Origin of the sequence: Haloarcula japonica DSM 6131 (genome assembly GCF_000336635.1) — an archaeon.
In the GTDB taxonomy this organism is placed as follows: domain Archaea; phylum Halobacteriota; class Halobacteria; order Halobacteriales; family Haloarculaceae; genus Haloarcula; species Haloarcula japonica.
Window position 1 is genome coordinate 198,714 of the sequence record NZ_AOLY01000009.1, and the last position, 13,775, is coordinate 212,488.

General features: G+C 63.5%; 14 protein-coding genes. All 14 read right to left on the reverse strand.

Annotation, left to right across the window (positions count from 1 at the left end; translation table 11 throughout):
* Positions 1 to 15 precede the first annotated feature (15 nt).
* Complete coding sequence (locus C444_RS06330) at positions 16 to 1,566, reverse strand: NADH-quinone oxidoreductase subunit N (protein ID WP_004591673.1); 1,551 nt, start codon at positions 1,564 to 1,566, stop codon at positions 16 to 18.
* Positions 1,567 to 3,102 (reverse strand): complex I subunit 4 family protein, encoded by a 1,536-nt coding sequence (locus C444_RS06335; RefSeq protein ID WP_004591674.1) that lies wholly within the window; start codon positions 3,100 to 3,102, stop codon positions 1,567 to 1,569.
* Entirely contained in the window at positions 3,103 to 5,199 is a 2,097-nt protein-coding gene (gene nuoL / locus C444_RS06340; protein WP_004591675.1) for an NADH-quinone oxidoreductase subunit L, read from the reverse strand.
* Positions 5,200 to 5,202: 3 nt separating this feature from the next.
* Positions 5,203 to 5,505 carry an NADH-quinone oxidoreductase subunit NuoK gene (nuoK, locus tag C444_RS06345; protein ID WP_004591676.1) on the reverse strand — a complete coding sequence of 101 codons (303 nt, stop codon included), beginning with the start codon at positions 5,503 to 5,505 and terminating at the stop codon, positions 5,203 to 5,205.
* Entirely contained in the window at positions 5,502 to 5,900 is a 399-nt protein-coding gene (locus C444_RS06350; protein ID WP_004591677.1) for an NADH dehydrogenase subunit 6, read from the reverse strand. The genes nuoK and C444_RS06350 overlap by 4 nt, the downstream gene beginning before the upstream one ends.
* On the reverse strand, positions 5,897 to 6,166 hold the full coding sequence (locus tag C444_RS06355; protein WP_004591678.1) for an NADH-quinone oxidoreductase subunit J: 270 nt from the start codon (positions 6,164 to 6,166) through the stop codon (positions 5,897 to 5,899). The genes C444_RS06350 and C444_RS06355 overlap by 4 nt, the downstream gene beginning before the upstream one ends.
* A gap of 288 nt (positions 6,167 to 6,454) precedes the next feature.
* A complete protein-coding gene (locus C444_RS06360) occupies positions 6,455 to 6,916 on the reverse strand; it encodes a NuoI/complex I 23 kDa subunit family protein (protein ID WP_004518194.1) in 462 nt (153 codons plus the stop codon).
* 46 nt (positions 6,917 to 6,962) lie between these two features.
* Positions 6,963 to 8,003, reverse strand: a complete 1,041-nt coding sequence (locus tag C444_RS06365) for a complex I subunit 1/NuoH family protein (protein ID WP_004591679.1) — start codon at positions 8,001 to 8,003, stop codon at positions 6,963 to 6,965.
* Positions 8,003 to 9,685: an NADH-quinone oxidoreductase subunit D gene (locus C444_RS06370; protein WP_004591680.1), complete on the reverse strand. Its 1,683-nt coding sequence runs from the start codon at positions 9,683 to 9,685 to the stop codon at positions 8,003 to 8,005. The genes C444_RS06365 and C444_RS06370 overlap by 1 nt, the downstream gene beginning before the upstream one ends.
* A gap of 6 nt (positions 9,686 to 9,691) precedes the next feature.
* Positions 9,692 to 10,462 (reverse strand): NADH-quinone oxidoreductase subunit NuoB, encoded by a 771-nt coding sequence (gene nuoB, locus C444_RS06375; RefSeq protein WP_004591681.1) that lies wholly within the window; start codon positions 10,460 to 10,462, stop codon positions 9,692 to 9,694.
* Positions 10,455 to 10,868, reverse strand: a complete 414-nt coding sequence (locus C444_RS06380; RefSeq protein WP_004591682.1) for an NADH-quinone oxidoreductase subunit A — start codon at positions 10,866 to 10,868, stop codon at positions 10,455 to 10,457. The genes nuoB and C444_RS06380 overlap by 8 nt, the downstream gene beginning before the upstream one ends.
* A gap of 156 nt (positions 10,869 to 11,024) precedes the next feature.
* The gene (locus tag C444_RS06385; RefSeq protein ID WP_004591683.1) at positions 11,025 to 11,675 is read right to left on the reverse strand and encodes an AIR carboxylase family protein; all 651 of its coding nucleotides are present in this window, start codon (positions 11,673 to 11,675) and stop codon (positions 11,025 to 11,027) included.
* A gap of 46 nt (positions 11,676 to 11,721) precedes the next feature.
* Positions 11,722 to 12,144 carry a hypothetical protein gene (locus C444_RS06390; RefSeq protein WP_004591684.1) on the reverse strand — a complete coding sequence of 141 codons (423 nt, stop codon included), beginning with the start codon at positions 12,142 to 12,144 and terminating at the stop codon, positions 11,722 to 11,724.
* A gap of 2 nt (positions 12,145 to 12,146) precedes the next feature.
* A complete protein-coding gene (locus C444_RS06395; protein ID WP_004591685.1) occupies positions 12,147 to 13,769 on the reverse strand; it encodes a uracil-xanthine permease family protein in 1,623 nt (540 codons plus the stop codon).
* Between the last annotated feature and the right edge of the window lie 6 nt (positions 13,770 to 13,775).

Sequence of the window (13,775 nt, forward strand, 5' to 3'; positions counted from 1 at the left end):
CAGCCAGGCGTCAGACTACAGCAACTGTGCGGCCTGGAACGCGATCTCAGAGACGCGGTTGAAGCCGGGCAGCAGGAGTACCGTTACGATGGCGGCGCCCACCACAGCGGTGTACAGCCCCATCGGGTACGACTCGATGGTCCGGCTGCCGGTCGGTTCCTCGATCCACATCGCCTTGACGACGCGGGAGTAGTAGAACAGGCTGAGCGCGCTGTTGATGATGAGCGCGGCGGCCAGCGACCACGCGCTGACGTTGAGCGTCGCCTGGAACAGGTAGAACTTCGAGAAGAACCCGCCGCCGATCGGCAGGCCGGCGAGGCTGAGCAGGAACACCGTCATCGCCGCGCAGGCGACCGGCGCTTCCTTACCGAGGCCGTTGTAGTCCTCGAAGCGGCGGCCGACGCCCCAGTACTCGGCCAGCGCGATGAACAGGAACGCGCCCGTGTTCATGAAGCCGTAGACGAGCAGGTGGGACATCCCCGCACTCATGCTGAGACTCAGGCCTTCACCGGAGCCAGACACGGCGGCGAGTCCGATGAGGACGTAGCCGGCGTGGCCGACGCTGGAGTAGGCCAACATCCGCTTGACCGTCTCCTGGGTCGCGGCGGCGAAGTTCCCGATGAACATCGTCGCGATGGCGAGGATCTGGAACGCCATCACCCAGTTGATCGCGCCGCCAGCGGCGAGCAGGTCACCGATGGGGAAGGCGACAGCGAAGACGCGGAACGCCAGCACGAAGCCGGCGGCCTTCGACGCCGAGGAGAGGAACGCCGAGATCGGCGCTGGCGCGCCCTCGTATGCCTCGGGTGCCCAGAAGTGGAACGGTACCGAGGCCGTCTTGAATGCGACTCCGCCGATAATCATCAAGATACCGACGCCAAGGATAGCCATCGGGACGGCAGGGTCACCGGACTGGGCCTGAACCGACCCGTCGACGATGGTCTGGACCGTGCCACTGGAAATGGCCGTCGCGACGCCGTCGAATCGAAGCACACCCGTCGCAGCGTACACGAGCGAGATACCGTAGGCCAACACCGCCGAGGACACCGCGCCGATGAGGAAGTACTTCAAGCCCGCCTCGACGCTGCCCTTGTTCTCCTTGAGGAAGGCAACGAGCGCGTAGGACGGTAGGGACACCAGTTCGAGTGCGACGAAGGCCGTCGCCAGGCTGTTGGCCGCGCTCAGGAGGCTCATCCCGGTCGCGGACAGCAGGACCAGCGCGAAGAACTCGGCCTGGTAGCTGTGTTCGGCGACGTAGTCGTAGCTCGCGAGCACGACCAGCGTCGTGACGCTGCCGACGATGGCCATGAAGAACAGGGCCATCTGATCGACGACGAGCTGGTTGTTGAACAGCGCGACGCCAGTGCTATCGGCGATTCCGGTGCCGGCGGAGATAAACCAGCCGGCGAACCCGAAGGAGGCCAGGGAGCCGACCACCGAGATCCCGGCCAGCAGTCCCGTGTTCGTCGTGTCCGGGTTAATCGAGTCCGACAGCAGCAACACTAGGGAGGCGAGGCCCAGCGAAAGTGCCGGGGCGAGCGCCATCCAGTCAGGGAGTGCGACCATCTATGCACCACCTCCGATTTCGAGAACCGGTGAAATCGAGTCCTGTATCATGGCAAAGGAGAGGTCCGGTGCGACACCGAGTGCGATGACCAGCAGGAGCAACACGGCCAGTGGCGCGACGTCGTGGAACGCGGCCGGGCTGACCTCGTAGTCCGTCTCCAGGCTGAAGGCCCCGAACAGCGTGCGCTGCATGGCCCACAGCAGGTAGCCGGCCACGATGACGATGCCGAACATCGCCAGCGAGGTCAGCACGGGCGCGGCCCCGCCGAGCGTCGGCGCGTTGAACGAACCCTGGAAGATGAAGTACTCCCCGGCGAAGCCGGCCATCAGCGGCAGGCCCATGTAGCCGAAGGCGGCGGCGACGAAGATGCCGACCGTCCAGGGCATGCGGTCCGCGAGGCCGGACATGTCGCCGACCATCCGCGTGTGCGTCGTGTTGTAGATGACGCCGACGGCCATGAACATCAGCCCCGAGATGAGGCCGTGGGCGATCATCTGGAAGGTCGCCCCGCCCATGCCGTACGGCGTGAATGCGACCAGGCCCAAGATGACGTAGCCCATCGACGAAATCGAGGAGTAGGCGACGATGCGCTTGAGGTCCCGCTGTGCCAGCGCGAGCATCGCCCCGTAGATGACGCTGACAACGCCGATAATCGCCAGCGGAACCGCAAGCTGGCGTGCCGTGTCAGCGAGCATCGTGAAGTTGAACCGCAGCAGTGCGTAGGTCCCCATCTTCAGGAGGACACCAGCCAGCATGACCGACACCGGCGTCGGGGCCTCGACGTGGGCGTCCGGCAGCCACGTGTGCAGCGGGAAGACGGGCACCTTCACCGCGAACCCGAAGAACATTAGGATGAAGGAGATGGTCATCAGGTTCACGCCGGCGATGGTCGGGAGGCCGCTCGCGGTGCGGAACGCCTCGGCCATCGCGGGCAGGGACAGCGACGTGAGGTCAGTACTGAACACGAGCGCGAACAGGCCCGCGAACATGACCAGCGACGCCACGTTCGTGTAGACGAAGAACTTGATGGCGGCGTACTTCCGGCGCGGGCCGCCCCAGACACCGATGAGCAGGTACATCGGGATGAGGACGCCCTCCCAGAAGACGAACCAGAGGAAGAAATCCAGCGCGGAGAACACGCCGATGAGGCTCACTTCCATGAACAGCATCAGCCCGTAGAACTGGGACTGGCGCTCGTCGATAGGCGTCCACGCCGAGACGATGGCGAGCGTCGTCAGCACCGTCGTCAGCGCGAGCAGCGGCATACTGATGCCGTCGAGGCCGACGTAGTACGACACTTCCAGTTCACCCAGCGTGATCCACGGGATCTGCTGGCCGAACGCGATGTCGGCGGGTGACAGCAGGGCGTTGCCCGTGCCGCCGTACTGCGTGAGGTACACCCAGTACATGTAGATGCTACCGAGCGCCGGAATCGCACTGACGGCCGCGGCGAGCTTTCCGGCGTACCGGTCAGGCGAGAGGAACACGAGCCCGGTTCCCAGCAGGGTCACGAGCAGGAGCGCAGCGACCCACATCTAGAACCACCCTCCCATGATGCCGAAGGCGGCAAGCAAGAGTACGAGTCCAAGCGTCAGCAGCGTCGCGTAGTTGCTGACGACGCCGGACTGGATGCGTCGGATGCGGCTGCCGCCGAACAGGCTGACGCTGGAGATGCCGTTGACGACGCCGTCGACGACACCCTGGTCGAACTTGTTCATCACTCGGGCGAGCGGGTAGGTTACACCCGTCGCGAGCCACACCTGATATTCGTCCTGATAGTAGTTGTGCATGAGTAGCGTCTTCAGACCGCCAAGCTTGTCGGTATGCTCGACCGGGTCGGCACCGGCATAGAGGCTCCGCGCGACGAGCACGCCGGCGAGTGCCAGCCCGAGTGAGACAGCTGCCGAGGCCAGTAGCGTCGTGATCTCACCGCCCAGCGGGTATGCCGGGTCAACGTGGGGCACTTCGTGCAGCAGTTCCTCGTAGTGGTGCAGATCCGTCGAGAGGAGTTCGGGCCAGCCGCCCTCCTCCGGTCCACTTAGCCACGTGTGGAGGAAGTCGATGTGCGCGCCGGTGAGCTTCGCGACCGGAGCCATGTTGATGAATCCGATAGTCGTAGCAAGGATGCCAAGCACCGTCAGCGGGCCCTTGACGTTCCAGCGGACGGGCTCGGGGTCACGAGCGGTGTCCGAGCGCGCGTCGCCGTGGAAGGTCAGGTACACCATCCGGAAGGTGTAGAAGCCGGTGAAGAACACGGCCAGCAGCCCCATGGCGTACGCGGCCAGATAGACCGTCCCGAGGCCGCCCTCAGTACCGAAGCCGTGGATGAGTGCTTCGTACAGCACCTCGTCCTTGGACCAGAAGCCGGCGAAGGGAACGATGCCGGCCAGTGCGAGCGAGCCGGCGAGGAACGTCCAGTAGGTCACCGGCATCCGATCTTTCAGACCGCCCATGTCCCACATGTTCTCGTTGTGGTGCATGGCGATGATGACCGACCCTGCGCCGAGGAACAGCAGCGCCTTGAACACGGCGTGGGTGGTCAGGTGGAAGACAGCGGCGATATAGCCACCCGAGCCCAGCGCGAGCATCATGTACCCGTACTGGGAGATGGTGGAGTACGCGAGCACTTGCTTGATTTCCTGTTTGACCAGGCCCATCGTTGCCGCAAACAGTGCGGTGAAGCCGCCGATGAGGGCAATGACGGCCAGTGCCGTCGGCGAGAGCGCGTAGAAGCCGTACATACGCGCGACGAGGTACACACCAGCCGCGACCATCGTCGCCGCGTGGATCAGCGCCGAGACCGGCGTCGGACCCTCCATCGCGTCGGGCAGCCACGTGTGCAGCGGGAACTGCGCGGACTTGCCGACGACGCCGCCCAGCACGAGGAGGCTGAGCACGGTGAACCACTGCTGTGGCCCCATGCCGACCGTCTCCAGCATCGCGATACCCTCAACCTCGCCGTCAACGATGGCGTGTTCGGCTAGCATCGGGAAGCTCTCGGCGACCACTTCGCCGCCCTGCGTAATGGGGGCGAAGAGGCCGGTCCCGAAGGTGGCGAAGATGCCGACGACGCCGATGAGGAAGAAGTAGTCACCGAAGCGGGTGACCAGGAACGCCTTCTTCGCGGCACTCGGCGGGCCGTCGTCGCGGAACCAGAAGCCGATGAGCAGGTACGAACACAGGCCCACCAGCTCGAAGAACATGAACGCCATCAGGAGGTTGTTGGCGACGACGAACCCGAGCATGCTCGCCGTGAACAGGCCAAGCCCGCCGTAGTAGCGCGGGAGGCCGGTCTCGCCCTCGTCGTTCATGTAGCCAAGCGAGAAGATGTGGACGAGGAACGAGATGAGACAGACGATGAGCAGCATGAGCGCCGACAGCGGGTCGAGCAGGAGTCCGAAGTTGAGCTGGAGCGTCTCGACGCTCGTGGTCCACTGGTACAGTATCTCGTTGTGGACCTCACCGCCGGCCACTGTCAGCGCGACCCAGATCGACAGCAGAAGCGATCCGCCCGTCGCGGTGATGCCTGCGAGCGCGCCGCCTTTCGGCATGCGGTCGCCGGCAAACAGCGCAACGAGGAACGATACGAACGGCAGCAGGACAATCGCCGGAGCGTATGTGAATGCAGCCATCTGTTACCACCTCATCGTCGTCGCCTTCGTCACGTCCACGTCTGTGAAGTTGCGGTACAGGACCAGGACGATACCGATCCCGATGGCGACCTCTGCGGCGGCGAGTGCCATCGTGAACAGGCTGAACACCTGGCCGGTGAGGTTCCCGTGTTGCAGCGAGAACGCGACGAGGTTGATGTTCGCAGCGTTCAGCATCAGCTCGACGGACATCAGGAAGATGAGCGCGTTCCGTCGCGTAAGGATGCCGAACAGGCCGATACAGAATATGGCCGCCGACAGGAGGAGATACGTCTCGGCCGGAATCACGAGTCGTCACCTCCCGGACCACCGTCAGCGGCAACGGCCATGTCGTCGTCGTCCGTGGTTTCGACACCGAGGGTTACTGATTCGCCAGCGACTTCGCGTCGGGCGAGCATGACAGCCCCGACAAGAGCGGCCACCAGCACGATGTCGATCACTTCGAAGGCAACGAGGAACCCTTCGCCGGGAACGGCCGTCTCACCCTCGCCCATAATCGCGCCCGGGGCGATATCGAACATCGCCGCGCCGAGGCTCTTGGTTATCGCCGCTCCCTCGCCGAAGCCCGTTGGCGCGGGAAACGAGACGCCCATAAACACAGCCCCGAGAACGATGAACAGGGCGATTGCAGCCAGTCCAGCGACGAAACTCCCCTCCGTCTGTAGTTCGGGTTTTGTGGTCATGGTGTCACCTCGATCACCGACTCGTCCTCGCGGGTCAGCATCACCGCGAAGGTGATGAGAACGAGGACGCCGCCGACGTACACCAGGATCTGCATCGTTGCGACGAACGCCGCCTGGTTCATTACGTAGAACACTGCGACGCTGACGAGTGACACGCCCAGTAACAGCGCCGAGTGCCAGACGTCCCGGACTAACACGACGCCCGCAGCGCTGCCCACCGTTACCATAGCGAACAGCGCGAACGCAATTGACTCTGCCAGTGCCATCTTACTTGGAGACTCTTTGCGGCGTCCCTTTGAAGATTCCTCTTTCGTCTCGCCAGTAGAGCCACTGTTTGCCGGTATGGCCCCCAGATTTCGGGGCACTTCCGTCCTGCTGGCGAAAATGTACCAATCTACGACCGCCTTTGACGCCACATACTGTCGCTCCACCTCGGGCCGATACCGGAAAGCCAGCCTGAGCGGTTGCGGCTGTTGGGAAAGTCCGCGCGAATCAGAACATGGCAGTCGCTTCGGGGGTAGTAAGCAAAACCCGCTGAAAGTCCGTCGAAGGAGTTACTGGTAGTCGACTTCGCCGTCGCCCTCGCCGATCCACGCGCCCCGGTCGGGTTCGCGTGACTCGAGCGGGTCGATGTCCTTGTACCACGGCACGTTCTTGAGCTGTTCCTTGTCGTAGGCGAACTCGTCTTTCGTGTCCGCGGTGAACTCGAAGTTCTGGGTGAGCAGGATGGCGTCGGTCGGGCACACTTCCTCGCACAGCCGGCAGTAGATACACTGGCCGATGTGGAGGTTGTACTGCTCGCCGTTTCGCTGTTCGTCCATCACAATCTGGATCGTGTTGTTCGGGCAGACGTTCTCACACTGCCGACACCAGATACACCGCTCCTGGCTCCACTTGTGGACGCCGCGGAAACGGGGGCTCACCTCTGGGGCGACGTCAGGGTACTCCACCGTGAACGTCTCCCCGTCGAGGGCGTGTTTCATCGTCGTCGCCATTGATTTCAGGATTCCAATCATGAGTGGTCACCTCCGGTCGCTCGCGGGTCGGTTCGCGTGGCCGCCATCAGACGGTCACCCCGACGATAACCGCGGTCAGCAGTAGGTTCGCCAGCGACAGCACCAGCATTCCCTTCCAGCCGATTTCGATAAGCTGGTCGATCCGGACGCGTGGGACCGCCGAGCGGGCCCACTGCGTGAACAGGAAGACGCCCCAGATCTTGATGAGGAACCAGACGATGCCCGGCAGGACCGGACCGGCCGGTCCGCCGAGGAAGATCGTGGCGATGATCGCCCCGCCGAGGAAGATGTGGATGAACTCCCCGAGGTAGATCAGGACGAAGTACACCGAGGAGTACTCGGTCTGGTAGCCGGCGACAATCTCAGTTGGCGCTTCGGGGATGTCGAACGGGTTCCGGCCGACCTCCGCGAGGTTCGCGATCATGAACAGCACGAACGCGAAGGGGTTCACGAACGCGTACCACGACGGCAGCGGGCCGATCAGCGACTGCTGCTGTGCAGCGACGATCTCGCTCATCTGGAGCGAGCCGGCGAAGATGACCACCGACGCGCCCGTCAGGATGAGCGGGATCTCGTAGGCGAGGTTTTGCGCGACGGCGCGCAGCCCGCCGAGGAACGAGTACTTGTTGTTCGATGCGTAGCCGGCCATCACGAGCCCGATAGACGTGGTCGAGGCCACGGCGAACACGTACGCCAGCCCGACCTCAGGGTCAGCGAGGTGGATGCCGTTCCCCATCGGAATCACCGCGAAGCCAAGCAGCGCGGTACTGGCGATAATCAGCGGCGCGAGGTCCCATGCCGGTCGGTCAGCGCCTTCTGGAACGATGAGTTCCTTCGACAGCAGGCGAACGGCGTCGGCCACGATAATGAACAGCCCGTACGGACCGATACGGTCGACGGCGATACGGTCGGTAAACGCGGCCGTAATCTTTCGCTTCGCCCACGGGCCGGCAAGCGCCGTGTTCGTCATCATGAGCGTCCCGATGAGCCCGGCCCCAACGAGGCTCAGCACGATCATCACGGCCGTGCTGTTGGGATCCAGCCCAAGCAGGTTCGCGAGCGTTTCCGGTAACGGCGCCGACTGCATTACCGGTCCACCTCCCCGAGGACGATGTCGAGGCTCCCGAGCGAGGCGATCATGTCAGGGATGTACTCGCCCTGGGACATCTCCGGCAGCGTCTGCAGGTTCGAGAAGCACGGGCTGCGGATCTTGAACCGGGCCGGCTTGTCCGTCCCATCCGATCGGATATAGATGCCGAGTTCGCCCTTCGCACCCTCGACGGAGCGGTAGATCTCCTTGTCGGGGTCCGGTCGGAGCGTCCGCGGGACGTTGGCCTGGATCTCGCGGTCGTCTTCCGGCCACTGCTCCAGCAGGTCGACACACTGCTCGATGATACGCGCGGACTCCTCGACCTCGCGAAGGCGGACGAGAACGCGACTGAAGTTATCGCCGCCCTGTTCGGTGACGACGTTCCAGTCGAGTTCGTCGTAGTAGCCGTATGGGTCGTCCCGGCGGATGTCGTAGTCGACGCCCGAGCCGCGTGCCACGGGACCGGTCGCGCCGTACTGTTTGACCTGCTCCGGGGAGAGGACGCCGGTGTCGACACACCGCATCTGGAAGATCTCGTTACCGGTGACGAGGTCGTGGATCTCCTCAAGCTTGTGCGGGAGGTCATCGAGGAAGTCGCGGATCTTCTCGAAGTACTCCTCGCGGGGCTCGGGCAGATCCCAGGCGACCCCGCCCAGCCGCAGGTAGTTGAACATCAGCCGCTGGCCAGTCAGGTCTTCCAGCAGGTTCTGGACGATCTCGCGGTCGCGGATCCCGTACTGGAAGACGGCGGTGAAGTCGCCGAAGACGTCCAGTGCGAACGTCGCCAGCGCGAGTTCGTGCGAGGCGATCCGGCACATCTCCGCCGCCATCGTCCGGATGACCTGCGCGTACTCCGGGACTTCGATATCTGCGAGGTCCTCAGCGGCGCGCGCGTACGCCCACTCGTTGAGGATCCCAGCGGAAATGTAGTCCCACCGGTCGGGGTACGGCATGATCTGGTGGCGGTAGGTGCCCTGCTGACACATCTGCTCCTCACAGCGGTGCAGGTAGCCGATGTCGGGTTCGAGATCGGCGATCTGCTCGCCGTCAAGCACCGTTTCGACGTGGAGCACGCCGTGGGTTGCCGGGTGGTGCGGCCCGATGTTGACGAACATCGTGTCCGGGTCGTCCTCGCTGCGCTTGTCGTCTTCCAGCGGGTTCGCGTGCTCGCGTAGTGAGACGATCTGTGGCTGATCCTGATTGTAATCCTGACTCAGGGGGTGGCCCTGCCAGGTCTCGGGTAGGAGGATACGCCGGAGGTCCGGATGGTCGTCGTAGTCGATGCCGACGAGGTCATACGCCTCCCGTTCGTGCCAGTCCGCGGTGTCGTAGACACGAGCGGCCGACTCGTTGTGCGGGTCGTCTTTCGGCGACGGGACGATGATCGACAGTTCCTGTGTCGGGTCATCGAACTTCCGCAGGTGGTAGATGGATTCGTACCGGTCGTCGTACTCCTGTGCCGTAACACAGGCGCAGTGGTCGAACCCAGCTTCCTCTTTCAGCGTCGAGAGGACTTCCTGAACCTCGTCGGGACGGATGACGAACCCCTCGGCGTTGACGTGCTCCTCGCGGTCGAGGACGTGGCCCCCGAGTAGGTCCGCGAGCGCGTCGTAATCGAGGCCGTCCTCCGTAACGCCGACGTCGAGCGCCGTATCGCGTGATGGTTTTTCTAAACTCATGGCAGGTTATGGAGAGTCGTTCCAGTTGTACCGCATGACGAGGTCGTCCTCGTCGATCTCGCTGGCGAGTTTGTCCACGAGCTCGTCCTGTTCGAGGTCGCCGAACTGCTCCAGTTCGTAGGGTTTGACCGTCACCGGCGAGGACTCACCTTCGGCAATGCGCTCTTGCAGCTTGGCGACGCCGTAGATGAGTGCCTCGGGACGGGGCGGACAGCCCGGGACGTGGATGTCGACCGGAATGACCTCTTCTGCGCCCTTGATGACGTTGTACCCTTCCTGGAACGGGCCGCCGGAAATGGTACACGACCCCATCGAGACGACGAACTTCGGCTCGGGCATCTGGTCGTAGACGCGCTTCATCCGCGGCGCGAACTTCGANCACGACCCCATCGAGACGACGAACTTCGGCTCGGGCATCTGGTCGTAGACGCGCTTCATCCGCGGCGCGAACTTCGAGACGATGGTCCCCGGGACAATGATGACGTCCGCCTGTCGCGGGGACGCACGCGGCACCCCTGAACCGAATCGGTCGAGGTCGTGTTTGATCGCGTAGGTGTGTATCATCTCGATGCTACAGCAGGCAATCCCGAACTGCAGCATGAACATCGAGGAGCCCCGGACCCAGTTCATGAACTTGTCGAACTTGGTCAGGATGAACGGCGTCGATCCGAACGCCTCGCGTAGCGTCGAATTGAAGCGGTCGTCGGCCCCGTCACCCATGCGGGCCTCCTGTGTCGATACGTCTTCGACGGCCGGTGGTGTCTGGTCACTACTCATATGTGTCTGCCCCCTTCGTGGCGCGCGGACTGCGCACCCACTGAACTGCGCCGTTACGCCAGGCCCAACCGAGTCCGATGGCGAGAATCGCGATGAATACGACCATCGGTAGCAGTGCCGTGGTCATCTCGACCTCAGCGACAGCGTCGCTGTAGATGACCGTCCACGGGAAGATGAAGACGGTCTCGATGTCGAAGACGACGAACAGCAGCGCGACCATGTAGTACTGGATATTAAACTTGATCTGTCGACTGCTGCCAGTCGGCACTTCACCGGACTCGTAGGTGGTGCGTTTGCCTTGTTCCGGCACGCTGGGCCGCAAGAGGCTCGAAACTGCCATCATCGTCAGTGGGATGGCTAGCGCCACGACCGCGAGCGCGCCGATGGCGATCCATGGATTACTCATTCCGGTATCTCCTATCGTCTGCCGGTTAGAAGTACTCGCATATAAGGGTTCATTGTTCGGTTTTTCGGCCCTGTGGGTCTTTAAGAGCCGACGCGCCCTCGGATGGAAAGTGACCTCAATCCGCCGTATCTCCCGGGCCGTGACGCCGCTCGCCTTTCACTCGTCCCAGTACTTGCGTTTGAATCCGGGGGTCCCGAGTTCGTGGAGGTCGCGCGACGCCTCGCCGACATCGGTCTGGAGCCCCTCGTGATACGTGACGAGTCGATCACGGAGGTCATCGTACTGCCGTGCGAGAATCTGTGCCGCGGAGAGCGCGGCGTTGAACGACTTGCCGGCGTCGACTGCAGTCAGCGGTGCGCCCTGGGGCATCCCAATGACGGAGTCGACGGATTTCTCTTGCACCGGGACGCCGATGACCGGCAACGGGTAGGCGATGCTGGCGGTCATGTTCGGCAGGTCCGCGGACTTGCCGCCAGCGCCGGCGATAATCACGTCGATACCCCGGTCGGCAGCCGTCTCCGCGTACGCGTACATCAAGTCCGGCGTGCGGTGGGCCGAGCAGACGAACGTTTCGAACGTGAATCGGCTCTCGGGCGCGTCGGTGTAGTCCGTCTGTTCCTCGAAGCCGAGTTCGTCGGCGAGCGCTACGTAGGCTCCGGGTCGCTTGCCCTGCCCGCCGGCCATCGTCGGCAGATCAGAATCCGAGCCCATGATGATGCCGACGTCGGGCGTCAGGTCGTTCGGTCGGTCCATCTCGGCTTCGTCGTGTAACTGGTCGATGAGCGACTGGACGTTGTCTGCGGGCATACAGCCGACTGGAACCGGGACCGGCGTAAGTGTAGGCGGTTTCTGCTCAGTCGGCGAGTGCTTGCTCCAGTTCGGCAAGCAGCGTCTGTGGATCCGCGGGGAAGCACCTGAGCGGGTCGGCACGCCCGGTGACCTGTATCCTGAGCGCGTACCGTTTGCGATAGGTGAGCGCGAGGCTGACAGCGCCGGCGGCGGCGAAGGCACCGCCGAGGAGGAGGGACCGGTCAAGTGACAGCAGGCCGAATCCGATCAGCGCGGCGCTCATCACTGCAAGGAACCAGTCGATATCCTGCAGACTCACCTCGACTACATCGTCGAGCTCGACGACCACTGGCTCGTCACCGCGGTCGACCACGAGGCGGTCAGCACCGAGGACGACAGTCCCGCCAGTTCGGAGCGTGCAAGTGTAGCGCTCATCGCTAACAGCTGATGCGATATCTGCGGTCGTGCCGTCGCTATTGTCGTCCACGGTCAGTCATCGCTCACTGCGGGCGGACGGTCGCCGTCGCGGCCACGGATACGGTCTACCGCTGAGACGTATTCATTGTCGTCTTCGGTGAGGGCGGCCCAGGCCGCGAGGCCGCGTTCCTCGCGGGTCCCGGGCACGGTGTTGTCGAGAATGAAAGCGACAATGCCACCGACGACCATCCCGGTACCGCCCATGACGAACAGCGTGGTCGCGACCACATCGGTCCCGAGGACGCTCCCGAGCACCGGCACAGCCGCCAGCCCCTGCTGGAGGGCCGTCGCACCGCCGACGTCCATCCCTTGTCCGACCTGACTCATATACTCGGGGACTGCGAGGCCGGCAAACAGCGCGAAGCCGACGATGAAGACGTTTCGGTTGGCATCGAGGTCGACGTACTTGAGCTGTGAGAGCCCGACAGCGGCGATCTGTCCGAACATGACGATGTAGAGCCCACCGATGATGGGCGACGGGATGGTCGCGAACAGTTGGCCCGCCGGGCCGAAGTAGCCGACCAGAATCATCACGACGGCACCGATCTGGACGACGTAGCGGGAGGCGACGCCGGTAATAGCGATTGCACCGACGTTCTCGGTGTAGGAGGTACAGCCGTTGCCGGTGCCCATGATACCGGCGAACACGTTCCCGACACCCTCCATCCCGATACCGTCATTGATTCGGCTGCTGTTCGGTGCGCCGCGACCGGCGATACGGGCAACGGAGTGATAGTCACCGAAACTCTCGACAACGGAAGCGAGCATCCCGGCGAACATCCCGACGATGAACCCCGGCGTGAACTGCGGGAGCCCCCACTGGAACGGGTAGATCGGTTGGACCAGCGGGACGCTCGTGACAGATCCGAGCGAGACGTAGCTGACCGAGCCCGCGGCGAAGACGCCGGTGACCGAGAGGATAGCTGCAACGGTCCACGCAAACAGAATCCCCAGAAGCACAGGAAAGAGCTTGAACGCGCGGTGCCGTCGGTCGAGATACTGCGAACACGCGATAATCGAGAGCATCGTCAGCCCGAGCAGCCACCAGTTCTGGCCGGTCCCGGGAGCGCCGGAGTTCGGGTTTGCAATCTGTGGGACGTTGAACAGCGACAGTCCGATGAGCGCGATGACCGGCGCGATGACGACCGGACCGACGTACCGCTTCAACTTTCCCATGAGGCCGCTGTAGCCGATAACCACCTCGACGATACCGGCGACGATGACGGCCCCCTGTAGTTCGACGAGCATTGTCTGCCAGTTCGCACCCTGCTGGGCCAGTACGCCGATGATGGCTAGGCCGGGTGCAAGCATTGAGAACGTTCCGCCCTGAACGATCGGGTATCTGTTCCCGAGCGTCGTTTGGGCGAGCGTCGCGATGCCCGAGACGACGAAGAACGTCCCGATGAGGCGGCCGACCTGGTCCGGCGCAGCCTCAAACATCCCCATCGCGCCCGCGAGTCCGAGCGGGATCGCGACGGACGCGCCGATCATCGTCAGGTAGTGCTGGACGCCGAGCAGTATTGCTTGCTTTCGCGGCGGCTTGTCATCGATGCCGTACTCCACGAAGCCGGCGGTTTCCGGTTCCTCCGGTGTGGTTGCGCTCTGGCCGTCATCGGGTGGTGTCGCGTCAGTCATGCTCGC